Annotated in this window: 20 protein-coding genes; 12 read left to right on the forward strand and 8 right to left on the reverse strand. The window is 71.2% G+C overall.

Annotated features, from left to right (window positions below):
• The first annotated feature begins 100 nt into the window (after positions 1-100).
• From ACZ6ZP_RS09415 to ACZ6ZP_RS09425, 3 genes are all read left to right on the forward strand, one after another.
• Positions 101-505 (forward strand): hypothetical protein, encoded by a 405-nt coding sequence (locus tag ACZ6ZP_RS09415; protein ID WP_351159403.1) that lies wholly within the window; start codon positions 101-103, stop codon positions 503-505.
• A 55-nt stretch (positions 506-560) separates the two neighbouring features.
• Positions 561-2,738, forward strand: a complete 2,178-nt coding sequence (locus tag ACZ6ZP_RS09420; RefSeq protein WP_469406205.1) for a phage holin family protein — start codon at positions 561-563, stop codon at positions 2,736-2,738.
• An 82-nt stretch (positions 2,739-2,820) separates the two neighbouring features.
• Positions 2,821-4,233 (forward strand): amino acid permease, encoded by a 1,413-nt coding sequence (locus tag ACZ6ZP_RS09425; protein WP_399973595.1) that lies wholly within the window; start codon positions 2,821-2,823, stop codon positions 4,231-4,233.
• A 43-nt stretch (positions 4,234-4,276) separates the two neighbouring features.
• Here the strand turns inward: ACZ6ZP_RS09425 and ACZ6ZP_RS09430 are convergent, their stop codons facing one another.
• The gene (locus tag ACZ6ZP_RS09430) at positions 4,277-5,914 is read right to left on the reverse strand and encodes a DUF6345 domain-containing protein (RefSeq protein WP_383817771.1); all 1,638 of its coding nucleotides are present in this window, start codon (positions 5,912-5,914) and stop codon (positions 4,277-4,279) included.
• 225 nt (positions 5,915-6,139) lie between these two features.
• Here ACZ6ZP_RS09430 and ACZ6ZP_RS09435 point away from each other — a divergent pair, with 225 nt between their 5' ends.
• Positions 6,140-6,565 carry an OsmC family peroxiredoxin gene (locus tag ACZ6ZP_RS09435; RefSeq protein ID WP_361461820.1) on the forward strand — a complete coding sequence of 142 codons (426 nt, stop codon included), beginning with the start codon at positions 6,140-6,142 and terminating at the stop codon, positions 6,563-6,565.
• 150 nt (positions 6,566-6,715) lie between these two features.
• Entirely contained in the window at positions 6,716-8,587 is a 1,872-nt protein-coding gene (gene dnaK / locus ACZ6ZP_RS09440; RefSeq protein WP_351159215.1) for a molecular chaperone DnaK, read from the forward strand.
• Between the two features lie 18 nt (positions 8,588-8,605).
• Here the strand turns inward: dnaK and narI are convergent, their stop codons facing one another.
• From narI to ACZ6ZP_RS09460, 4 genes are read right to left on the reverse strand one after another with little or no spacing between them, the layout of a single operon-like run.
• The gene (gene narI, locus ACZ6ZP_RS09445; RefSeq protein ID WP_469406209.1) at positions 8,606-9,328 is read right to left on the reverse strand and encodes a respiratory nitrate reductase subunit gamma; all 723 of its coding nucleotides are present in this window, start codon (positions 9,326-9,328) and stop codon (positions 8,606-8,608) included.
• Entirely contained in the window at positions 9,328-9,897 is a 570-nt protein-coding gene (narJ, locus tag ACZ6ZP_RS09450) for a nitrate reductase molybdenum cofactor assembly chaperone (protein ID WP_351159221.1), read from the reverse strand. The genes narI and narJ overlap by 1 nt, the downstream gene beginning before the upstream one ends.
• Positions 9,894-11,507, reverse strand: a complete 1,614-nt coding sequence (narH, locus tag ACZ6ZP_RS09455; RefSeq protein ID WP_351159224.1) for a nitrate reductase subunit beta — start codon at positions 11,505-11,507, stop codon at positions 9,894-9,896. The genes narJ and narH overlap by 4 nt, the downstream gene beginning before the upstream one ends.
• On the reverse strand, positions 11,507-15,199 hold the full coding sequence (locus ACZ6ZP_RS09460) for a nitrate reductase subunit alpha (protein ID WP_469406212.1): 3,693 nt from the start codon (positions 15,197-15,199) through the stop codon (positions 11,507-11,509). The genes narH and ACZ6ZP_RS09460 overlap by 1 nt, the downstream gene beginning before the upstream one ends.
• Positions 15,200-15,429: 230 nt before the next feature.
• Here ACZ6ZP_RS09460 and ACZ6ZP_RS09465 point away from each other — a divergent pair, with 230 nt between their 5' ends.
• The gene (locus tag ACZ6ZP_RS09465) at positions 15,430-15,855 is read left to right on the forward strand and encodes a hypothetical protein (protein ID WP_351159229.1); all 426 of its coding nucleotides are present in this window, start codon (positions 15,430-15,432) and stop codon (positions 15,853-15,855) included.
• Here the strand turns inward: ACZ6ZP_RS09465 and ACZ6ZP_RS09470 are convergent.
• Together ACZ6ZP_RS09470 and ACZ6ZP_RS09475 are read right to left on the reverse strand one after the other, a co-directional pair.
• The gene (locus ACZ6ZP_RS09470; protein ID WP_351159232.1) at positions 15,852-16,262 is read right to left on the reverse strand and encodes a winged helix-turn-helix transcriptional regulator; all 411 of its coding nucleotides are present in this window, start codon (positions 16,260-16,262) and stop codon (positions 15,852-15,854) included. The genes ACZ6ZP_RS09465 and ACZ6ZP_RS09470 overlap by 4 nt on opposite strands.
• Positions 16,263-16,283: 21 nt before the next feature.
• Entirely contained in the window at positions 16,284-17,105 is an 822-nt protein-coding gene (locus ACZ6ZP_RS09475) for a helix-turn-helix domain-containing protein (protein ID WP_351159235.1), read from the reverse strand.
• A 178-nt stretch (positions 17,106-17,283) separates the two neighbouring features.
• Between ACZ6ZP_RS09475 and ACZ6ZP_RS09480 the strand changes: the two genes are divergently transcribed.
• The 3 genes from ACZ6ZP_RS09480 (at position 17,284) to ACZ6ZP_RS09490 (ending at position 19,352) form a co-directional block, all read left to right on the forward strand.
• On the forward strand, positions 17,284-17,589 hold the full coding sequence (locus ACZ6ZP_RS09480) for a 4a-hydroxytetrahydrobiopterin dehydratase (RefSeq protein WP_351159237.1): 306 nt from the start codon (positions 17,284-17,286) through the stop codon (positions 17,587-17,589).
• Between the two features lie 6 nt (positions 17,590-17,595).
• Positions 17,596-18,339, forward strand: coding sequence for a class I SAM-dependent methyltransferase (locus tag ACZ6ZP_RS09485; RefSeq protein WP_361461807.1), 744 nt, complete (start codon positions 17,596-17,598; stop codon positions 18,337-18,339).
• A 131-nt stretch (positions 18,340-18,470) separates the two neighbouring features.
• Positions 18,471-19,352: a class I SAM-dependent methyltransferase gene (locus ACZ6ZP_RS09490; protein ID WP_469406216.1), complete on the forward strand. Its 882-nt coding sequence runs from the start codon at positions 18,471-18,473 to the stop codon at positions 19,350-19,352.
• 119 nt (positions 19,353-19,471) lie between these two features.
• Here ACZ6ZP_RS09490 and ACZ6ZP_RS09495 read toward each other — a convergent pair whose 3' ends face one another.
• Positions 19,472-20,263, reverse strand: a complete 792-nt coding sequence (locus ACZ6ZP_RS09495; protein WP_351159405.1) for an aldo/keto reductase — start codon at positions 20,261-20,263, stop codon at positions 19,472-19,474.
• A 325-nt stretch (positions 20,264-20,588) separates the two neighbouring features.
• On the opposite strand from ACZ6ZP_RS09495, the gene pqqA reads away from it, so the two are divergent.
• The 3 genes from pqqA to pqqC are packed head-to-tail and all read left to right on the forward strand — an operon-like array spanning position 20,589 to position 22,340.
• A complete protein-coding gene (gene pqqA, locus ACZ6ZP_RS09500) occupies positions 20,589-20,714 on the forward strand; it encodes a pyrroloquinoline quinone precursor peptide PqqA (protein ID WP_361044163.1) in 126 nt (41 codons plus the stop codon).
• Positions 20,715-20,724: 10 nt separating this feature from the next.
• Positions 20,725-21,627, forward strand: a complete 903-nt coding sequence (gene pqqB / locus ACZ6ZP_RS09505; protein ID WP_366461807.1) for a pyrroloquinoline quinone biosynthesis protein PqqB — start codon at positions 20,725-20,727, stop codon at positions 21,625-21,627.
• Entirely contained in the window at positions 21,624-22,340 is a 717-nt protein-coding gene (pqqC, locus tag ACZ6ZP_RS09510; RefSeq protein ID WP_351159251.1) for a pyrroloquinoline-quinone synthase PqqC, read from the forward strand. The genes pqqB and pqqC overlap by 4 nt, the downstream gene beginning before the upstream one ends.
• Positions 22,341-22,360 lie beyond the last annotated feature (20 nt).

A 22,360-nucleotide genomic window follows, 5' to 3' on the forward strand; every position in this document is an offset into this window, starting at 1 on the left:
GCGACTGTTTACGAGCCTACGGCCAGGAGTAGGGTCTTCGGCTGACGCCAGTGGTGAGGACGCCAGAGGTGAGGGGGACGCGATGGGAGATGCCGCGAGCGTGACCGTGGTGCGGGTCGCCTCGATCGCCAGCCTGACTCCGCTGGAGGAGCTGGACGCCGATCCGTTCCTGGTGGACTCCCGCAGCCAGCACGCGATGTGCGCGCGGTGGGCCGCCGCCCGGGGCTACGTCATCACCCGGGAGCTCGTCGTCCGGGGCCTTCCCGCCGACCACGCCGTGCTCTGGGCGGACGTCGACGAGGGCCTCGTGGACCTCTTCGTCGTGCCGAGCCGCCGGGTCCTGGACAGCGCGCTGCGCTCGCCGGAGGAGTTCGCCGCGGAGTGCGGGCGGCGCGGCGTGCGGATCGAGACGGCGGGCCTCGCGGAACCCTCGTACGACGCGGTGATGAAGGCCCATGTCCACCGGCGGCTCTCCATGCCGACGGCGGGGTACGACGGCCGCTGACCCGTGCCCGCCACCCACCTGTTCGCCCTGTGACACGCTGGTGTCCGGATCTGTCATGAAACGTGAGGCGGCGGGCGTGGGGCGAGGGCGATGGCGGGCGGTCGGCAGTGCGCTGTGGCGCTCCGTCGCGGTGTGGCTGGTCAGTACGCTCACCATGCTCGCGCTCGCCGGCATCCTGCCCGACTTCCAGCTGCAGTCCGACAACGGCGACAGCGCCACCCGCATCGCCGTCACGGCCGCCCTGGGCGCCGGCGCCTTCGGACTGCTCTCCTCACTGGTGTGGCCCCTGCTCGTGCGGGCCCTGCTGCTCGTGCCCGCGCTGGTGCTCGGCCTGCTCGCCTTCTTCCTCAACGGGTCGCTGCTCCTGCTCGCCCTCAGCCTGATCCCCGACGGCCGCGGCGAGGCCAACGCCGAGACCGCCGTCGTCGTCGCCGCCGTGATGTCCGCCGTCGCCTCCGCCACCGGCGGCGCCCTGGCCGTCCGCGACGACGACGCCTACCGCCGCCGCCTCTACCGCCTGGCGGACCGCAGGCGCCGCCGCCGTGCCGAGGGCCAGACCGGTCCCGTACCGCCCGGCACCGTCTTCATCCAGCTCGACGGCGTCGGCCACGACGTGCTGCGCGCCGCCGCCGAGAAGGACCTGATGCCGACCGTCGCGGGCTGGCTCGGGCGCGGGGGCGAGCCCAGCCACCGCCTCACGCCCTGGCGCACCGACTGGTCGAGCCAGACCGGGGCGAGCCAGCTCGGCATCCTGCACGGCTCGAACCACGACGTGCCCGCCTTCCGCTGGTACGAGAAGGACACCGGCGAGGTCATGGTCTCCAACCGGCCCGCGTCGGCCGTCGAGCTCCAGCGCCGCGCCATCGAGCGCACCGGCGACGGCGGGCTGCTCACCCTCGACGGCGCGAGCCGCGGCAACCTCTTCAGCGGCGGCGCCGAGCAGCTCGCCCTCGTGCTCTCCATGGCCGCACGCCGCGGCAAGGAGAACCGCTCTCGCGCCGGGTACTTCGCCTACTTCTCCGACCCCGCCAACGCCGTCCGCACCGCCCTGTCCTTCATCGCCGAGGTCGGCCGGGAGATCGGCGAGTCGACCCGTGCCCGGGTCAGGAAGCGGCGCCCGCGCATCGGCCGCGGCGGGCTCTACCCCTTCATCCGCGCCTTCGCGACCGTCGTCGAGCGCGACGTGGTCGTCGCCGCGGTCATCGGTGACATGCTCGCCGGGCGCAGCGCGGTCTACGCCGACCTCGTCGCGTACGACGAGGTGGCCCACCACTCGGGGCCCGTCGGCAGCGACGTGGACAAGGTGCTCCAGCGCCTCGACCGGTCCCTCGCGCTGATCGCGAAGGTCGCCGAACACGCCCCCCGCGCCTACCGCATCGTGGTCCTCTCCGACCACGGCCAGAGCCCCGGCGAGACCTTCCGCGCCCGCTACGGCCTCACCCTCGGCGACCTCGTCCGGGCCGGCTGCGGCCTGCCCGTGCCGCGCAAGGCGCAGCGCACGCACAGCGGCGCCGAGGCCCGCTCGACGGTCCGCGCCGCTTTGCGCCGCCCCGTCGAGGAGGGCGCGGGCCAGCACCGCCCCGCCCGCCGCGCGGAGCCCATCGTGCTCGCGTCCGGCAACCTCGGCCTGGTCTCCTTCCCCGACGTCCCGCACCGCATGACCCGCGAGGAGATCGACCTGCGCCACCCGGCGCTGCTTCCCACCCTCGCCAACCACCCGGGCATCGGCTTCCTCCTCGTACGCAGTCAGGAGCGCGGCCCGGTCGTGCTCGGCGCGCGCGGCGGCGAGGTGTACCTCGACGAGGAGGACAGGGAGCCCGGCGACCCCGGGCCGCTCGCCGACTTCGGGCCAGGAGCGGCCGACGCCGTGCGCCGCACCGACGGCTTCCCGCACGTCGCCGACATCATGGTCAACTCCTGGTACGACCCCCAGGACGGCGAAGTCCTCGCCTTCGAGGAGCAGATCGGCTCGCACGGCGGACTCGGCGGCGCCCAGGCCCACCCCTTCCTCCTGTCGCCCCTCGTGCTCTCCGCGCCGCTGGACGACGGGCACGAACTCGTCGGCGCCGAGCGGGTCCACGACGTGCTCCGGCGCTGGCTCGGCGAGTACCAGGGACCGGAGATTCCGCTGGTGGGAGGGGGTGCCACCGCTGCGGACGATTCCCGGCAGGAGGGCCCCGGCGCATCAGCTTTTGCGGTCGCCGACCCTGCCGTGCAGGAGAAAGACCGCTGATTTTGCGCGGTCCGCGCCGTGCCCGACGATGTCTGACGCCCCGGCGATCCCGGGCGTCCGGCACGATGAGAGGCACCACCCCATGCACGACACCGGAACCGCGATCAAGACGGCTCCGGCCCCCGACCAGGAAGAACAGCGGACAGAGCAGTACCCGCAGCAGCCCGCGGAGCACAGCGACAGGCACGCCCGCCGCTTCGGACTGCCCATCGCCACCTGCCTCGTCATGGGCAACATCATCGGCGGCGGCATCTTCCTGCTTCCGGCCTCCGTCGCCCCCTTCGGGACCATCAGCCTCGTCGCGTTCGGCCTCCTGACCGCGGGCGCGATCGCCCTCGCCCTCGTCTTCGGGCGGCTCGCGCAGCGCGACCCGCGCACCGGCGGACCGTACGTCTACGCACGCGAGGCCTTCGGGGACTTCGCCGGGTTCCTCGCGGCCTGGTCCTACTGGGCCACCACCTGGGTGTCCAACGCAGCGCTCGCCGTCGCCGCCGTCGGCTATCTCGACGTCCTGATACCGGTCGGCGACCACAAGTGGACCGCCTGCCTGGCCGCCCTGGTCCTTCAGTTGCTGCCCGCGCTCGCGAACCTCGCGGGCACCCGCTACGTCGGCGCCGTCCAACTCGTCGCCACCGTACTGAAGTTCCTGCCCCTGCTCCTGGTCGCGATCGGCGGGCTCTTCTTCTTCGACAGCGCCAACCTCGGGCCCTTCCAGGCCGGCGACGACAGCCCGGTCGGTGCGATCTCCGCGTCCGCCGCGATCCTGCTCTTCTCCTACCTGGGAGTGGAGTCGGCCGCCGTCAGCGCCGGTGAGGTGCGCGACCCGCGCCGCAACGTCGGGCGCGCCACCATCCTGGGCACCCTCGGCGCCGCGCTCGTCTATCTGCTCGGCACCCTCGCGGTCTTCGGCACCGTCGCCCACGACAAGCTCGTCGGCTCCACCGCCCCGTTCTCTGACGCCGTCAACGCCATGTTCGGCGGCTCCTGGGGCGGCACGGCGGTGGCCCTCGCCGCGCTCGTCTCGATGGTCGGCGCCCTCAACGGCTGGACCCTGCTGAGCGCCCAGACGCCGTACGCCGCCGCCAAGGACGGGCTCTTCCCCGGCGCCTTCGGCACGAAGAGGCGCGGTGTGCCGGTCGTGGGCGTCCTGGTCACCGTCGTCCTCGCCTCGCTGCTCACCGTCTACAACTACGCGGCCGGATCGAGCGGCGTCTTCGAGTCCCTCGTCCTGATCACCACGTTCACCGCGACCGTGCCCTACCTGCTGGCCACCGCCGCGCAGATCTACTTCCTCGTCTCCGGGCAGGGCGAGCGCGTCAACCGCGCCCGCCTGGTGCGGGACGCCGTCCTCGCGGGCATCGCGTTCGGGTTCTCCATGTGGCTCGTCGCCGGGTCCGGGTACGCGGCCGTCTACCAGGGCGTCCTGTTCCTCTTCGTGGGCGTGCTCTGCTACGCGTGGATGGCGGCCCGCAAGGCGCGGACCGCCACCCATTGATTCCCCGGCCCCCGTCGGCCCGGGAACTCCCCGCTGTGCCGGACTACCGGGCCAGCGGCGCGACCACCCAGCGGCGGGTGGTGAACATGCCGTCGGGCGGGCCGATCTCGATCAGCTTGCGGGCGGCCGGGTAGGCCTCGTTGCCCTCGATCTCATAGCCGACGTCGAACGTGCCCGGCACGTCCCTGACCTGGGGCTCCTGCTGCGCCGCCGCGCCCTTGCCGCCGCCCTGCTCGTCCGCCGTGACGGCGGCGAGCTCGGCGAGCAGCCTCCGCTGGGCCGCGGCGAGCGCCTCGCGCGGGTCACGGGCCCGCGGCGCCGACGCTGCCGTCTGGCCGCCCGCGGGAGGCGGCGCGATGTCGGTGCTCGGCTCGCGCGTCGTGCCGGTGGCCTCGCGCGTGGAGATCTGCGCCTGGACGACGGTCCCGTCGTTGTCCAGGGCCACGCGGATGACACCGCGGTCGGGCGTGATGACCGGTACGCCGTCGAAGACCTGCCGGAACGTCACATGGGTCTCCAGGGACACCGGCTCCCCGAGCTCGGAGCCGTCCTTCGCCCCGGAGTTCTGCATCAGGTCGTGCACGCTGTCCACGACGAGCTCGGCGCCGTCGGCGTGCCGCTCGGCGAACGTGCGCGCCGCCTCGACGGCCTGCTCGGTGGGAAGCTGCCGCAGGTTGCGGTGGTTGGCCTCGGCGAGCTTGACCCAGCGGACGGCGTGCGGAGCCGTCGAGACGGTCCGGTCGCCCGAAGTCGCGCTGAGCACGCCTTGGCGCTCGACCTGCACCTCTTGCAGCGCCGCCGACGGGAAGTCGGCGATGCGGCCCGCCTTGGTGAGCTCCTCGCCCGGGTCGCGCGGCGCGAGCTGCACGATCTGCGGGCTGCTCGGCGCCTGCGTCAGCGGCTCCCTGAGGCTGTCGCGGGCGTAGTACCAGCGCCATGCGTACCAGTTGTCCGGCACGTGCTCGCGGTAGAGGGTGCGCTCGCCGTTGAGGCGCGCGGTGGCCTCGGCCTGGTTGGCGCCGACCGCGCAGACCGAGGGCGCCTGGCCCTTGTAGATGTCCCAGCTGGCGTTCAGCCACGCGTCGGTGAACGTCTGCCCGGCCCGCCACTTCTCCCAGAACTTCTTGCCGTAGTCCGGGCTGTCGATGCTGACGGTCTCGAACCCGAAGATCATGCGGAAGCCGATGTTGGGCCCCGCCCAGGTGCGGATCGGGGAGTGCCCGCCGAGGACCCGCAGGGAGGTGCAGGTCGACCAGAAGACGTAGTTCGCCTTCTCGTTGCCCAGCGCCATCCGGTTCGAGACCGCGTCGCTGCGGCCGTCCCAGACCGCGCCGAGCGGCGCGAAGAAGACGCCGTTGTTGTCCATGCCGCCGTGGCCCGAGTGGTACACGGCGACCACCGCGTCCATGCCGTACCGGTCCTGCCAGTTGTCGTACGTCTCTTCGTACGCCCAGACCTGCGCCCCGCCGTCCGCGAACCAGAAGTTGCGGTCGTAGAACTGCTGGAGGTACGCCAGCCACCCGGTGGCATCGGCGTGCGTGTGGAAGAGAGGCGACTGGTTGACGAACTTCTGGATGCTGAAGGCACCCCACCAGCCGAACGTCGAGTCGCGGGTGTCGGCGGCTCCGGGCTTCGCCCCTTCCAGTGGGGACGGACCGCGGTCCGTGTAGTTCATGCGCATGGCCAAACCCCCTGAGTGATCTCCTCGTCCCGTGCGAGGGGGCCTCAAAGTGTCACCGCGGACGCGCCTTGCACAGGCGGCATTTCGGCCATAGCGACCACGCACCGCAACTGACGTGCCGCCTCAGACACCCCGGGTTTACCGGCCGGAACGCCCGGATGTGATCGGATGGGCGCACGGACGTTCCGCGACGCATCACGGAACCGCACTGAAGGGATCTACATCGTGGCTACCACGCGCTCCGCGCACACGGTCTGGGAAGGCTCTCTGACGGAGGGCTCGGGAATCGTCGCCTTCGACTCCTCCGGGATCGGCGAGCAGGCCGTCTCCTGGCCGTCCCGCGCCGAGCAGGCCAACGGCAAGACCAGCCCCGAAGAGCTGATCGCCGCCGCGCACTCCAGCTGCTTCTCCATGGCGCTCTCGCACGGTCTGACGGGCGCGGGCACCCCGCCCACCCGCCTGACGACCTCCGCCGACGTGACGTTCCAGCCGGGCACCGGCATCACCGGCATCCACCTCACCGTCGAGGGCGCCGTGCCGGGCATCGACGAGGCCGCGTTCGTCGCCGCCGCCGAGGACGCCAAGGCGAACTGCCCCGTGAGCCAGGCGCTGTCGGGCACGACCATCACGCTGACGGCGAAGCTCGCCTGACGTACGGCCTTTCGGCCATTCTCCGACCGTGCCGCCGTCCCTCAGGGGCGGCGGCACCGTCATGGGCGGCATTGACAACGGGCCGCTCAAGTTTTGTGATGGAGGTCGAAGTACGCCGGGAAACGGGCTCGTGGTGGAAGGGGACTGGACATGGCACGTGCAGTCGGGATCGACCTCGGTACGACGAACTCGGTGGTGGCCGTCCTGGAGGGCGGTGATCCCACGGTCGTCGCCAACGCGGAGGGAGCGCGCACCACACCCTCGGTCATCGCCTTCGCGAAGAACGGCGACGTCCTCGTCGGAGAGGTCGCCAAGCGGCAGGCGGTCACCAATGTGGAGCGCACCGCGCGCTCCGTCAAACGGCACATGGGCGACGGGAGTTGGCGCTTCCCGGAGGGTGGGTCCGTGGACGGCACCCGGTACACCGCGCAGGAGCTCTCCGCCCGCGTCCTGCAGAAGCTCAAGCGCGACGCCGAGTCCTATCTGGGCGAGGACGTCACGGACGCGGTCGTCACCGTCCCCGCGTACTTCGACGACGCGCAGCGCCAGGCCACCAAGGAGGCCGGCGAGATCGCGGGCCTGAAGGTGCTCCGCATCATCAACGAACCGACGGCGGCGGCCCTGGCGTACGGCCTCGACAAGGGCGACGACCAGACGGTCCTCGTCTTCGACCTCGGCGGCGGCACCTTCGACGTCTCGCTCCTGGAGATGGGCGAGGGCGTCATCGAGGTGAAGGCCACCAACGGCGACACGAAGCTGGGCGGCGACGACTGGGACCAGCGCATCGTCGAGTACCTGGTGCGGCAGTTCAAGAACGCGCACGGCGTGGACCTCGGCAAGGACAAGATGGCGCTGCAACGGCTGCGCGAGGGCGCCGAGAAGGCGAAGATCGAGCTGTCGTCGTCGAGCGAGACCGACATCAATCTTCCGTACGTCACGGCGTCGGCGGACGGCCCCTTGCACCTGGCGGAGAAGCTGACCCGCGCCCAGTTCCAGGAGCTGACGGCGGACCTCCTTGAACGCTGCCGCGGCCCCTTCCACCAGGCGGTGAAGGACGCGGGCATCAAGCTCTCCGCCGTCGACCACGTGATCCTGGTGGGCGGTTCGACGCGGATGCCCGCGGTGACGGAACTGGTCAAGGAACTCACCGGCAGCGAGCCGCACAAGGGCGTCAACCCGGACGAGGTGGTGGCGCTCGGCGCGGCACTCCAGGCCGGTGTGATCCGGGGCGACGTGAAGGACGTCCTGCTCCTGGACGTGACGCCGCTGTCCCTCGGGATCGAGACCAAGGGCGGCATCATGACCAAGCTCATCGAACGCAACACGACCATTCCCACCCGGCGTTCGGAGACCTTCTCGACCGCCGAGGACAACCAGCCATCGGTCGGCATCCAGGTCTTCCAGGGGGAGCGGGAGATCGCCGCGTACAACAAGAAGCTGGGTGTCTTCGACCTCACCGGGCTGCCCCCGGCGCCGCGCGGCGTCCCCAAGATCGAGGTCACCTTCGACATCGACGCCAACGGAATCATGCACGTCTCCGCGAAGGACGAGGCGACGGGGCGCGAGCAGCGCATGACGGTGACGGGCGGTTCCGCGCTGCCCAAGGACGACATCAACCGCATGGTGCGGGAGGCCGAGGAGCACGCGGAGGAGGACCGCAAGCGGCGCGACGCCGCGGAGACCCGCAACCAGGCGGAGCAGCTCGTCTACCAGACGGAACGGTTCCTGCGGGAGAACGAGGAGCGGGTGCCGGCCGACACCAAGGCCGAAGTGGAGGCCGCCGCGACGGAGCTGAAGGCCCTCCTGAAGGACAGGGCCGACGACACGGCGGCCCTGCGCGCGGGCGCCGAGAAGCTGGCCTCGGTCAGTCAGCGGATGGGCCAGGCGATGTACGCGGCGTCGTCGGGCGAGGGCGGCCAGGAGCAGCCGGCCCCGGAGCCCTCCGGCGAGGAGGGCGTGGTCGACGCGGAGATCGTGGACGACGAGAAGCCGGGGGAGAAGGGCAAGGGAACCGAGGGGTAGCCCCTGACGGGGTGGGAGCTAGGACCCCGTCTTCTCCCACCCCCGCCGCTCCGGACGCGCCCCGACCCTGCGCGGGTCCTTGCTCCGGTACACGACGTACGGCCGGAACAGGTACTGCACCGGCGCGCTGAACATGTGCACGAGGCGTGTGAACGGAATCAGCGCGAACAGCGCCAGGCCGACCACCGCATGGATCTGGTAGAGGACCGGCACCCCCGCCATCAGCTCCGTGTCCGGCTGAAGGGTGAACAGGCTGCGCGCCCAAGGGGCGATGGACTCGCGGTAGTTGTAGCCGTCGCCCGAGGCGTGCGTCAGTTTCGCCACCATGCCGAGCACGATCGCCGCGAACAGCACCAGATACATCAGCTTGTCGTTGGCGGTCGTCGCCCGGAACACCGGCGCGTTCGTGCGCCGCCGGTAGAGCAGCAGCAGGATGCCGAGGACCAGCAGGACGCCCGCCGCCGTGCCGCCGTACAGCGAGAACAGGTGGTACGTGTGCTCCTTCACGCCCACCTTCTCCGTCCACGACTCCGGGACGAAGAGGCCCAGCAGGTGCCCGACCAGGACGAACAGAATCCCGTAGTGGAACATCGGCGATGCGATGTTCAGGAGCTTGGACTCGTAGACCTGCGAGGAGCGCGTCGTCCAGCCGAACTTGTCGTAGCGGTAGCGCCAGAAGAGGCCCGCCGCCAGGAGGACGACGGCCACGTACGGGATGACGCCCCACAGCAGCGTTCTCATCAGTGCTCCCCGATCAGTGCGAAGGGTTCAAGGCCGACGTCCTCCCGCGGCGGCCCCGACCGGGCGAGCGCCTGCGCCTCGGCCCGGTCCTTCGGCGAAGGCCCCGGCAGCGTCGCGCACACCGCTTCGAGCACGGGCGCGTACGGCGTGCCGAAATCGGTGAGGGCCAGCCGCAGCAGTTCCAGACCCGGCCGGTGCTCCTCCAGGAGGACCGGGCCCGCGTGCGCGGAGAACTCCAGGACCGCGGGCAGGAAGTCCGGCAGCTCCTCGCCGGTGAACTCCATGCCGTGCTCGCGGTAGACCTCCTTGAAGCGCACCAGGGCCATCCCGCGCCGCCGTGTGTCGCCGTCGCGCCACCAGCTGAGGTAGAGGCTGTGGCGGTTCTTGAAGTCGAAGACCTGGACGTAGTGCGCGGCGAGCTCGGACGGGTCGGCCGCCGCCGCGTGCGTCAGAAAGCTCCCCAACTGCGGTGCGGCGGCGCTCAGTTGGGGCAGCAGTGCGCGGAACTCGTCGTCCGGGTAGGACAGGCAGTGCGCGGCTGCCTGGTAGAGCACGGCATGGTCGCTCACAGGGTGTCCTTGTCGGTGGCGGAGGGCTGCTCGTCGGCGGTCTGCCGGTCCCGCAGTGCGTGGAAGTTCTCGATGGTCACCAGCGGCAGCTGCTTGCGGCCCGAGTCCTGACCGAACGGGCCGTCCCCGCCCATCCCCGGACCGTCCTCGAAGTCGAGGCTGCACGAGTCGGGCAGTGCCGACTCCTCCAGGCGCTGCGCGTCCCCGACGGCGGCGGTCGGGATGACGTAGCGGTCCTCGTACTTGGCGATGGCCAGGAGCCGGTACATCTCCTCGATCTCCTGGCCGGACATCCCCACGGCGTCGGCGACCGAACTGTCCGGCCGGTCACCGAGGTTGATGGCCCGCATGTGCGCCCGCATCGCCGCCAGCTTCTCCAGGGAGGAGCGCACCGGACCCACGTCACCGGCGGTGAAGATCTCCGCCAGGTACTCCAGGGGAATGCGCAGGGTGTCGATCGCGCCGAAGAGGTTGTCCAGGTCCTCGCCGTCGTGCCCGGTCTCGCTCAGCGCGTCCACGACCGGGGACAGCGGCGGGATGTACCAGACCATCGGCATCGTCCGGTACTCCGGATGCAGCGGGAGCGCCACCTTGTACTTGCTGATCAGCGCGTGCACGGGGGAGCGGCGCGCCGCCTCCACCCAGTCGTGCCCGATCCCGGCCCGCTCGGCCTCGCGCCGTACCTCGGGGTCCTCCGGATCGAGGAAGACCCCCAACTGGGCCTCGTACAGCGCCTTGTCGTCCTTGACCGACGCGGCCTCGGTCACCTTGTCGGCGTCGTAGAGGATCACGCCCAGATACCGCAGCCGCCCCACGCACGTCTCCGAGCAGACCGTGGGCAGGCCCACCTCAAGGCGCGGGTAGCACATCGTGCACTTCTCGGCCTTGCCGGTGCGGTGGTTGAAGTACACCTTCTTGTACGGGCAGCCCGTCACGCACTTGCGCCAGCCGCGGCAGCTGTCCTGGTCGACGAGGACGATGCCGTCCTCCTCGCGCTTGTACATCGCGCCGGACGGGCAGGACGCCACGCACGCCGGGTTCAGACAGTGCTCGCAGATGCGCGGCAGATAGAACATGAAGGTCTGCTCGAAGGCGAACCTCACCTTCTCGGCCGCCTTCTCGCGGGTCTTGGCCACCATCGGGTCGAGATCGCCGTACTCGGTGGCGCCGCCCAGGTTGTCGTCCCAGTTCGACGACCACTCGATCTTCATGGGCTTGCCGCTGATCAGCGAGCGCGGCTCGGCGACCGGGTAGTCGTCGCCGAGGGGGGCGTCGGTGAGGTTCTTGTACTCGTACGTCCAGGGCTCGTAGTAGTCCTTGATCTCCGGCAGCTTCGGGTTGGAGAAGATCTCCAGGAGGGCCTTGATCCGCCCGCCGTTCTTGAGCTTCAGGGCGCCGCGCTTGTTCAGCTCCCAGCCGCCGCGCCACTTCTCCTGGTCCTCGTAGCGGCGCGGATAGCCCTGGCCCGGACGGGTCTCGACGTTGTTGAACCAGACGTACTCCATGCCGTCGCGGTTGGTCCACGCCTGCTTGCAGGTGACGGAGCAGGTGTGGCAGCCGATGCACTTGTCGAGGTTCATCACCATCGCGATCTGTGCCATGACGCGCATCAGTACGTGACCTCCTGGTTGCGACGGCGGATGACCGTCACCTCGTCGCGCTGGTTGCCCGTCGGGCCCAGGTAGTTGAAGGCCCACGACAACTGGGCGTAGCCGCCGATGAGATGGGACGGCTTGAGGATCAGGCGGGTCAGGGAGTTGTGGATGCCGCCGCGCTTGCCGGTGGTCTCCGCCTTGGGGACGTTCACCGTGCGCTCCTGCGCGTGGTGCATGTAGACCGTGCCGGCCGGCATCCGGTGCGAGACGACCGCCCGCGCGACGACCACGCCGTTGCGGTTGACCGCCTCGATCCAGTCGTTGTCCTTCACGCCGATCGCGTCCGCGTCCTGCGGCGCCATCCAGACGCACTGTCCGCCCCGGGAGAGCGACAGCATGAAGAGGTTGTCCTGGTACTCGGAGTGGATGGACCACTTGTTGTGCGGGGTGAGATAGCGGACCGTCACCTCCCTCTCGCCGTCCGGCCCCAGGCGCGGCTCCCCGAACAGGCGGTTCATGTCCAGGGGCGGCCGGTAGACGGGCATCGCCTCGCCCAGCTCGTGGATCCAGTCGTGGTCGAGGAAGAAGTGCTGGCGCCCGGTGAGCGTGTGCCAGGGCTTGAGGTGCTCGGTGTTGAGCGTGAACGCCGTGTAGCGGCGCCCGCCCGACTCGCTTCCCGACCACTCGGGCGAGGTGATCACGGGGACGGGCGCCGCCTGCGTGTCCGCGTACGTGATGCGCTTGCCCTCGTGCTCGGCGGCCAGATGCGCCATCTCCTGGCCCGTGCGCGCCTCCAGGGTGTGGAAGCCCTGCGTGGCGAGGCGGCCGTTGGTCGTGCCGGACAGGGCGAGGATGGTGTTCGCCGCCTTGATCGCCGTGTCCAGGGCGGGGCGCCCGTCGGCGGGCCCGCCGCGTACGACGCCGTTGCGCTCGCGCAGCTCGTCGACCTCCTGGTCGGGCCGCAGCGCGATGCCCTTCGCGGGCAGGCCCAGCTTCTCCGCGAGGGGGCCGAGCGCCGCGAACTTCGCGCCGATCGCGGTGTAGTCCCGCTCCACCACCGTCAGGCCCGGCATGGTCTTGCCCGGGATCGCCTCGCACTCGCCCTTGCGCCAGTCCAGGACGACACCGCCGGGCTGCGCCGTCTCGCCGGGGGTGTCGTGCTGGAGCGCGGTGGCGACGAGGTCCTTGCGTACGCCGAGATGGTCCACGGCCAGCTCGCTGAGCCGCTCCGCGATGGCCTTGAACGCGTCGAAGTCGGTGCGGGCCTGCCAGGGCGGGTCGACGGCGGGCGTGAAGGAGTGGACGTAGGGGTGCATGTCCGTGGAGGACAGGTCGTGCTTCTCGTACCAGGTCGCGGCGGGCAGGACCACGTCCGAGAGCAGCGTCGACGAGGTCTGCCGGAAGTCCAGCGAGACGAGCAGGTCGAGCTTGCCCTCGGGGGCCTCCTCGCGCCACGTCACCGTCGAGGGCCGCTCATCGGGTGACGCCTCATCGGCCCGCAGCGAGGAGTGCGTGCCCAGCAGATGCTTGGTGAAGTACTCCGCACCCTTGGCCGACGAGCCGAGCAGATTGGCGCGCCACAGGGTCAGGACGCGCGGCCAGTTCTCCGGGGCGTCCGGGTCCTCGCAGGCGAAGTTGAGGGTGCCCGCCTTGAGTTCGTCGACGGCATTGGCGACCGGGTCGCCCGAAGCGCCCGAAGTCTCCCCCAGCTCAAGGGAGTTGCGGTCGAAGGTCGGATAGGAGGGCATCCAGCCGGTGCGCGCCGAGAGCGCGAGGCAGTCGGCGCCCGTCATCCCCGCGAACCGGCCCTCGCCCAGCGGCGACGCGAGCACGTCGGCCGCGAACTTGTCGTAGCGCCACTGGTCGGTGTTCAGGAACCAGTACGCGGTGCCGATCATCTGCCGCGGCGGCCTGCTCCAGTCGCCGGCACCGGCGAGCGTCGCCCAGCCGGTCACCGGACGGCACTTCTCCTGCCCGACGTAGTGCGCCCAGCCGCCGCCGTTGCGGCCCTGGCAGCCGGTCAGCTGGAGCAGCGCGAGGAAGGCGCGGTAGATCGTCTCGGAGTGGAACCAGTGGTTGGTCCCCGCCCCCATGAGGATCATGCAGCGGCCCCGCGACTGCTCGGCGGTCTTCGCGAACTCCCGCGCGATCTTCACCGCCTTCGCGGCCGGCACCGAGGTGTGCGCCTCCTGCCAGCCCGGGGTGCCGGGCGCGTCGGCATCCTCGTACGAGGCAGGCCACTCGCCCGGAAGCCCCTCGCGCCCGACGCCGTACTGCGCGAGCAGCAGGTCGAAGACCGTCGTGACGAGCGGCCCGTCCTGGCCGCCGAGCCGCGTGGCGGGCACCCCGCGGCGCACGATCTCGCCACGCCCCTGGCCGTGCGTGCCGCCCTCGGTGTCGAAGCGGGGGAGCAGCACCTCGACGCCCGTCGCCACGTCCGAGTCGTGCAGGGAGAGCTGCGGCTCGATGTTGCCGAGCTCCAGGTTCCACTTGCCCTTGCCGGATTCGGTCCAGCGAAAGCCCAGCGAGCCGTTCGGGACGGCGGGATGCCCGGTGTTCTCGTCCAGGACGGCCGTCTTCCAGTCGCCGCCCTCGCCGCTCTGGCCCAGGTCGGTGGCGCGCAGGAACTTCGAGGGGACGTACGCGCCGTCGCGCTCGGTCAGTGTCACCAGGAAGGGCAGGTCGGTGAACCTGCGGACGTAGTCGGTGAAGAAGTCCGTCTGCCGGTCGACGAAGAACTCCTTGAGGATGACGTGCCCCATCGCGATGGCCAGGGCCCCGTCCGTGCCCGGGTGCGGGTGCAGCCACTCGTCGGCGAACTTGGCGTTGTCGGCGTAGTCGGGCGCGACGACCACGACCTTCTGGCCGCGGTAGCGCGCCTCGGCCATCCAGTGCGCGTCCGGCGTCCGCGTGACCGGGACGTTCGAGCCCCACATCATCAGATACGCGGCGTCCCACCAGTCGCCCGACTCCGGTACGTCGGTCTGGTCGCCGAAGACCTGCGGCGAGGCGACCGGCAGGTCCGCGTACCAGTCGTAGAAGGACAGCATGGGCGCGCCGATCAGGGACATGAAGCGGGCGCCCGCCGCGTGCGACACCATCGACATCGCGGGGATGGGGGAGAAGCCCGCGACCCGGTCCGGGCCGTGCGTCTTGATCGTGTGGACGTGCGCGGCCGCGATGATCTCGACGGCCTCGTCCCACGTCGCCCGCACCAACCCGCCCTTGCCGCGAGCCTGTTGGTAGGTCCGGCGCCGCTCCGGGTCGCCCTGGATGTCGGCCCAGGCCAGGACCGGGTCCTTCAGGCGCGACTTCGCCTCGCGGTACATCTCAAGGAGCACGCCGCGCAGGTAGGGGTAGCGCACCCGGGTCGGCGAGTAGGTGTACCAGGAGAAGGCGGCGCCTCGGGGGCAGCCGCGGGGCTCGTACTCGGGGCGGTCGGGGCCCACGGAGGGGTAGTCGGTCTGCTGGGTCTCCCAGGTGATGATGCCGTCCTTGACGTACACCTTCCAGCGGCAGGAGCCCGTGCAGTTCACGCCGTGCGTCGAGTTCACGACCTTGTCGTGGCTCCACCGGTCCCGGTAGAAGGCGTCCGCGTCCCGGCCGCCGACCAGGCCGATGCTGTGCAGGTCGGGGGCGGCGGTGCCCCGGCGGAAGAACTTCCCCGCGCGCAGCAGCGCGGCGCCGGGCTCGGTCGTCTCTGTCACCCTTGAGCTCCCTAAGTCTGCCTTTCGACGAACCTAGGCGCGGGGCGGCGGGGGCACACGGCGGCGACCGCCGTACGGGTTGCGGGGCGGGCCCCGGGCGGCAGCCTTACCCCTGAGGTAATCGACCCTCGCGCGGGCGCCCGGCAGGGTGGTCCCACCGGATCCGGTCCGGCGCACTCCGGCCCGGGTCCGCCCCCCCTTTCCCTTCCGCTGATGGAGGCCGGTTCCTCATGTCGACGTACTCCGCACACCCGCTCACCGCCCTGGCCCGCACGAACGACCCGAAGACCATGCTGCGCCGCTTCCTCGCCCTCGACGCGGTCGTGACCACCGGAAACGGCCTCGCGTACGTTGCCGCCTCGGGCCCGCTCGGGCGCTTCCTCGGCGTCGACGCCGGCCTCCTGCTCGGCCTCGGCGTCTTCCTCACGGCGTACGGCGCGGGCGTCGGCTACCTCGCCTCGCGCAAGAGTCCGCCCACGCTGCCCGTCCGCGGGGTGATCGAGGCGAACGCGGCCTGGGCGGTGCTCAGTGTCGTCGCGCTGGTGGCCTGGCTCTCGCCCAGCACGGCGGGCGCGGTGTGGACCCTGCTCCAGGCCGTGACCGTCGGCGGATTCGCCGCCCTGCAGTACGCGGCGCTGCGGGCCCTGCGGCCCTAGGCCCGCGGGGGCGCGTCGGCGCCGCGCGCGTCGAAGCGGGTGCGGGCGGCCTCGATCTCCGCGAGGTACCGGTGCGTCCAGGCGCACATGCCGTCGACCGTGGCGAGCAGCCCTCGGCCCGCCTCGGTCAGGCGGTACTCGACGCGGGGCGGCACGGTGGCGTACACCGTCCGGTGCACGACGCCGTCGCGTTCGAGGCCGCGCAGGGTCTGCGTGAGCATCTTGTGGCTGATGCCGTCCACCGCGGTCCGCACCTCGGTGAAGCGCAGCGTCCGGTCGGCCAGGGCGTTGATGATCAGCAGCGCCCACTTGTTGGCCACGCCCGAGAAGATCTCCCGGGCCAGCGAGTCGGCGCGCGTCAGGTCCGCGTCGTCGTGACGGCCGCCGCTGAACTCCTCGGTCCGCATGATGTTCCCTTTCACCGGCCGCTAGGACGCCGACGACTGGAGGTACTTGACCGTCGCCGGGTCGGCGGGGAGCAGCGTCTCGATGGCCAGCTCGGCGACCGTGACGTCCATCGGGGTGTTGAAGGTCGAGATCGACGAGACGAAGGAGAGCAGGTGCCCGTCGTGCTCGATGCGCAGGGGCAGCGCGATGTACGGCACCTCGCTCTGCGCTCCCGCCGCCTCGAAGACGTCGACACCAGGGTCCTCCACCGGGTACGCCGCCACCTCCTCGTACACCGCGCGCAGCGCGTCGGACCGCTGCAGCGCGATCTGCCGCTCCATCTGGTGCAGCAGATGCCCCCGCCACTCGCGCAGATTGCGGATCTTCGGGGCGAGGCCCTCGGGGTGGAGCGTGAGCCGCATGGCGTTCAGGGGCGGTCGCAGGAGGTGCTCGGGGACGCCGTCGAGGATCATCGCGATGCCGCGGTTCGCCGCGATCACGTCGTACGTCGCGTCGACGACCAGGGCGGGATAGGGCTCGTAGCCGCGCAGCAGCTGTTCGAGGCCCTCCCGCAGGGCGCCCATCGAGGGGTCGTCCAGCGGGGTCTCCCGGAAGCGGGGCGCGTAACCGGCCGCCAGGAGCAGCGAGTTGCGCTCCCGCACGGGTACGTCGAGGTGCTCGGCCAGGCGCAGGACGATCTCCTCGCTCGGGCGTGACCTGCCGGTCTCGATGAAGCTGATGTGCCGTGCGGAGGAGTCGGCGCGCAGGGCCAGCTCCAGCTGGCTCACCCTGCGCCGCTCGCGCCAGCCGCGCAGGAGCGGGCCGACGCCGGTGCTTTCCTTGGTGGACACGGCAGTTGTCATACCCAGACAGTAATCGAAGACGTTCGCGAACCGCCGGGTTCCGCGGCACCGTCCCAGGCGGCCGGTGGCCTGATCAGGGCCTTGCGGGAGGCGCTGTGGCAGGCTGAGGGATATACGTACACCCGTACGTTGTACGCACGCCGTACGAACGCCGTACACACGGGAAAGGGGCGCGGCCATGTCACTCGAACCGTTGTCACAGAAGGACGTCGAGGAGCGGCTCGCCGAGCTGCCCGGCTGGTCGCTCGACGGCGATCGGATCACCCGCTCCTTCCGGCTCGGCTCGCACTTCGCGGCGACCGCGATGGTCGTCCACGTCGCGCAGGTCCAGGAAGAGCTCGGCCACCACTCCGAGCTGACGCTCGGCTACAACACCGTCTCCCTGTCCGTGAACACGCACAGCGCGGGCGGCGCCGTCACCACCCTCGACTTCGACCTGGCCCGCAAGGTCGAGGAGCTGGCGGTCGCGCACGGGGCGGTCTGAGCGCCGATGCTGGACTACGGCAAGGAGGCCGACCGCTACGACGCGTCGCGCGGCGGCGAGCCCCGCGCCGACGCCGCTGCCGCCGCCGTCATCGGCCTGCTGCCGCCGCACGCCCGCACCCTCCTGGACGTGGCCTGCGGCACGGGCCTGGTCACCCGGCGGCTGGCCGACGCGGGCCTGCGGGTGACCGGGGTCGATTCGGCCCTCAACATGGCACGCATGGCGTCGGGACGGCTCCCGGGCGCCGTCGTGCTGGGTGACAGTCGCCAACTCCCGTTCCCCGACGCCTCGTTCGACGCCGTGAGCGCGGTGTGGCTGCTGCACCTGCTGTCCGGCGCCGAGGAAGCGGCGACGGTCGTCGCCGAATGTGCCCGGGTGCTGCGGCCCGGCGGCGTGTTCGTCACGACCGTCGACAAGGCCGCCGCGCACGACGTGGGCAGCGACATCGACACGGTGCTCGCCCCGCGCCCGGTGCGCCCGGCGGCCGACCGCGCCCAGGCGGTCGAGGCGTACGCGGCCGCGCGGGGCCTGACACCGGCGGGCGAGGCCCTGTTCCGCGGCCACGGCCAGGGCCGCACGCCCCGCTCCACGGTCGAGGACCTCCACCGGGGCTGGTTCACCCGGATACCGCCCGACGGCCCCCTGGCCGCACGGCTCGCGGCGGGCCTGGCGGCACTGCCGGACCAGGAAGTGCCGCGCCCCGACCCGCGGTTCACCCTCAGGTCGTTCCGGAGGCCGCCCACCGGTTGAGCCGCAGCCCACCCCATTTGCCGAAACCGCAAGGAAACTGGCGAGGAAGGGAGACGCGAAGCAGGCTGGGTACGGCTCCCGGAGATCCGCCCGGGGGACCCACTCCCGACATGCGAAGGCGGCGGCAGACGATGGCTCACGACCACGGGCACGGCCACAAGCACGGCCACCACCACGAGGACATCGACTGGGCCACCATGGGCCCGATGCTGGAGCGGCATGCACAGCTCGCCGCCCCGCAGAACCGCGAGATCGCCGCGTGGCTGCGCACCTGGCAGCCGGAACCGGCCCTGATCGCGGACGTGGGCAGCGGCTCGGGCAGCATCTCCTTCCTCCTCGCCGAGATCTTCCCCAAGGCCGAGGTGATCGCCGTGGACCCGGCGGAGCCGCTCCTGGAGCGCGCACGGGAGCGGGCGGCCCGGGAGGGCCTGACGGACAGGGTCAGCACGCTCCAGGCGGAACTCCCGGAGGGAATCGGCACGTTGCCGCCCGCGGACCTCCTCTGGATCGGCCGTGCCCTGCACCACGTGGGCGACCAGGAGGCGGCCCTCGCCGCCCTCGCGGACCGCCTGGCGCCGGGCGGCGCGATCGCACTCCTGGAGGGCGGCCTCAGCCCCCGCAGCCTGCCCCGCGACATCGGCTTCGGCCGACCGGGACTCCAGACCCGCTTCGACCTGGCGGACGAGAAGTGGTTCACCCAGATGCGCGCGGAGCTGCCGGGCGCGAAGGAGGTCACGGAGGACTGGCCCCGGCTCCTGACCGAAGCGGGCCTGCGCCACGCGGGCACCCGCTCGTTCCTCCTGGACCTGTCGGCCCCGGTGTCCGACTCGGCCCGCGCCCACCTCGTCACCGAGCTCTCCCGCCGCCGCGAGATGCACGCGGACACACTCGACGCCGACGACCTGGCGACGGTGGACCGCCTCCTGGACGCGAACGACGAACAGAGCCTGCACCACCGGCCCGACGTGTTCCTGCTGTCGGTGCAGACGGTGCATGTGGGGGTCAAGGAGTAGGCGGGCTGCGGGCTCCCGCACGGACGGACTGAAGGGCGTCGCCCTCCGGCACAGGCCGGGGGCGACGCCCTTCAGGGTGCGTCTGACTGCGTGCGTCTGATGATGTGCGTCCGACAGACTCAGACCACGTCGAACGTCACCGGGTCGGGGCCCAGCCGCCGGTCCTCGTTCAGCGCGCTGATCGCCGCCATGTCCTCGGGGTCGAGCTCGAAGCCGAAGACGTCGATGTTCTCCTTGATCCGCGACGGCGTCACGGACTTGGGGATCACCACGTTGCCCAGCTGGAGGTGCCAGCGCAGGACGACCTGGGCCGGCGTGCGGCCGTGCTTCTGGGCGATCGCGATGATCGCCGGGACCTCCAGGAGGCCCTTGCCCTGGCCGAGCGGGGACCAGGCCTCCGTGGCGATGCCCTGCTCCGCGTGGAACTCGCGGGAGGCGCGCTGCTGGAGGTGCGGGTGGAGTTCGATCTGGTTGACGGCGGGAATGACCGACGTCTCGGAGATCAGCTTCTCCAGGTGCTCGGGCAGGAAGTTCGAGACGCCGATGGACCTCGCGCGGCCGTCGGCCTGGATCTTCTCGAACGCCTTGTACGTGTCCACGGCCAGGCCCTTGGAAGGCAGCGGCCAGTGAATGAGATACAGGTCCACCTGGTCGAGCCCGAGCTTTTCGAGGGAGGCGTCGAAGGCGCGGAGCGTTGAGTCGTAACCCTGGTCGGCGTTCCAGAGCTTCGTCGTGACGAAGAGTTCCTCGCGGGCGATGCCGGATTCGGCGATGGCCTTTCCGGTGCCCTCTTCGTTGGCGTAGATGGCAGCGGTGTCGATGCTGCGGTACCCGGCCTCCAGCGCCGTCGCGACGGCCGACCGGGCCTCGTCGTCCGGTACCTGCCAGACGCCGAAGCCGAGCTGCGGCATCTCGACGCCATTGTTCAGGATGATCGGGGGGACCTTGCTCACGAGCTCTCGATCCTTGTGTCGTCGGTTGGTACTCCCATGGTCAACGATCAGGTGCGGTGCTGCATTCCTTGAACACTCCCGGGTGAAGTCCCGGCGTTTTTTGGTCCGCACCATTGACCGCGTTCCGTCATGCGGCAACTCTATTGCACGTCACTGAACGCAGAACACTCATGTGAACGCCTGGTGAACGCACCACCGCACCCGCTTTACCTCCATCACCCGGCCGCTCTGCGAACGGTGCGACTCCTGAACCCCCACTTTTCAGGAAGGCAGCCAGACGCCCATGAATGAAGACCAGAACCCCACCACGCCGGAAGTGGCGGAAGCCGTCACCGCATGGCAGACGCCCGAGTACGAGGTCGTGGAGACCGCGCTCGAAGTGACCGCGTACCGCAGCGCCGACCGGTAACCCCGCCGCCATGCTGCTGCAGGTGCTCGGCACCGCGGCGGGCGGCGGTCTTCCCCAGTGGAACTGCGCGTGTCCCGGGTGCACCGGGGCACGCGCCCACCCGGAGCGCCGCCGCCGGCACGCCTCGCTCGCCGTACGCGCGGGGGAGGGGAGCTGGTACGTCGTCAACGCCACCCCCGACATCGGTGCACAGATCGAGGACGCCCCGGAACTCCACCCCGGGCCCGGAGCCCGGCAGACCCCCGTCGCGGGCGTCGTCCTGACCGACGCCGAACTCGACCACACCCTCGGCATCGCCCGGCTCCGCGAGGCGCGGGGCGGCGTCGACGTCGTGGCGACCCCGCCCGTCCTCGACGCCGTGCGGGAGGGGCTGCGGCTCGATGCCGTCCTCGGTCCGTACACGCCGGTGCGCTGGCGCGAGCTGTCCCTTGGCGGCGACCGCCCGCTGGACGGGGCGTCCGGCATCAGCGTGAGCGCCGTGCCCCTTTCGGCCAAGAGGCCGCGGTACGCCGCCAACTCCCCGGACAGCACCGACAGTTGGTCCGTCGCTCTTCGGCTGCGCGATCCCGGCACCGGGCGGACCCTGCTCTACGCCCCCGCCCTCGCCGTCTGGTCCGACGCCTTCGACGCCGCCGCGCGCGACGCCGACTGCGTCTTCGTCGACGGCACCTTCTGGGACGACGAGGAACCCCTGCGTTCCGGCTTCTCCACCCGCACCGCCACCGGCATGGGCCACCTGCCCGTCACCGGGCCCGGCGGCACGGCGCACCGTCTCGCGCGGCTGCCGGGGCGCTGCCTCTACACCCACCTCAACAACACCAACCCGCTCGGGAACCCGCACGCCGAACAGCACAAGCTCCTCGCGGAGTGGGGAATCGAAGTCGCGGCGGAACGGATGGTGATCGAGCTGTGACGGCTCCGACGGCTCCCTGGACACCCGGCGAGTTCACCGAGCGGCTGCGCGCCGTCTCGGCCGAGCGCTATCACGACCGGCACCCCTTCAACGTACGCATGCATGAAGGCGCCCTCACCCGCGAGGAGTTGCGCCGCTGGATCGTCAACCGGTTCCACTACCAGCGCCACATCCCCGTCAAGGACGCCCTGATCCTCGCCAAGTTCGACGACCCGGCGCTGCGCCGCGGCTGGGTGCGCAGGATCCAGGACCACGACGGGGAGAAGGACGGCGACGGCGGCATCGAGCGGTGGCTGCGGCTCGGCGAGGCCGCCGGGGTCGAGCGCGGCGAGCTCCTGGACGCATCGCGGGTGCTGCCCGGAGTGCGGCTCGCGGTCGACGGATACGTCAACTTCTGCCGTCTGCGGCCCGCGCTCGACGCCGTCGCCGCCTCGCTCACCGAGCTGTCGGCACCGGATCTGATGCGGACCAGGATCGAGGCCTTCGAGCGGCACTATCCCTGGATCGAGGTGGAGGGCCTCGCGTACTTCCGCACCCGCGTGGAGCAGGGCAGTCGCGACGGGCAAGAGGCGCTCGGCCTCGTCATGGAGTGGGCGCGCACCCGGGAGGAGCAGGAGCGGGCCGTCGCGGCACTCGGCTTCAAGTGCGACGTGCTGTGGACGCTGCTCGACGCGGTCGACAGAGGGCCGGGGCGGGGTGTGGCTGATGAGTGAGGCCGTATGGGTGAGGCCGT

It is taken from the genome of Streptomyces sp. NPDC054047 (genome assembly GCF_055585065.1).

Bases quoted from the DNA above. Each gene is read 5' to 3' on its own strand.
- ACZ6ZP_RS09420 (WP_469406205.1), top strand. From the start codon at position 561: ATGAAACGTGAGGCGGCGGGCGTGGGGCGAGGGCGATGGCGGGCGGTC.
- ACZ6ZP_RS09425 (WP_399973595.1), top strand. From the start codon at position 2,821: ATGCACGACACCGGAACCGCGATCAAGACGGCTCCGGCCCCCGACCAG.
- ACZ6ZP_RS09430 (WP_383817771.1), bottom strand. From the start codon at position 5,914: ATGCGCATGAACTACACGGACCGCGGTCCGTCCCCACTGGAAGGGGCG.
- dnaK (WP_351159215.1), top strand. From the start codon at position 6,716: ATGGCACGTGCAGTCGGGATCGACCTCGGTACGACGAACTCGGTGGTG.
- narI (WP_469406209.1), bottom strand. From the start codon at position 9,328: ATGAGAACGCTGCTGTGGGGCGTCATCCCGTACGTGGCCGTCGTCCTC.
- narH (WP_351159224.1), bottom strand. From the start codon at position 11,507: ATGCGCGTCATGGCACAGATCGCGATGGTGATGAACCTCGACAAGTGC.
- ACZ6ZP_RS09465 (WP_351159229.1), top strand. From the start codon at position 15,430: ATGTCGACGTACTCCGCACACCCGCTCACCGCCCTGGCCCGCACGAAC.
- ACZ6ZP_RS09470 (WP_351159232.1), bottom strand. From the start codon at position 16,262: ATGCGGACCGAGGAGTTCAGCGGCGGCCGTCACGACGACGCGGACCTG.
- ACZ6ZP_RS09475 (WP_351159235.1), bottom strand. From the start codon at position 17,105: ATGACAACTGCCGTGTCCACCAAGGAAAGCACCGGCGTCGGCCCGCTC.
- ACZ6ZP_RS09480 (WP_351159237.1), top strand. From the start codon at position 17,284: ATGTCACTCGAACCGTTGTCACAGAAGGACGTCGAGGAGCGGCTCGCC.
- ACZ6ZP_RS09485 (WP_361461807.1), top strand. From the start codon at position 17,596: ATGCTGGACTACGGCAAGGAGGCCGACCGCTACGACGCGTCGCGCGGC.
- ACZ6ZP_RS09490 (WP_469406216.1), top strand. From the start codon at position 18,471: ATGGCTCACGACCACGGGCACGGCCACAAGCACGGCCACCACCACGAG.
- ACZ6ZP_RS09495 (WP_351159405.1), bottom strand. From the start codon at position 20,263: ATGCCGCAGCTCGGCTTCGGCGTCTGGCAGGTACCGGACGACGAGGCC.
- pqqA (WP_361044163.1), top strand. From the start codon at position 20,589: ATGAATGAAGACCAGAACCCCACCACGCCGGAAGTGGCGGAAGCCGTC.
- pqqB (WP_366461807.1), top strand. From the start codon at position 20,725: ATGCTGCTGCAGGTGCTCGGCACCGCGGCGGGCGGCGGTCTTCCCCAG.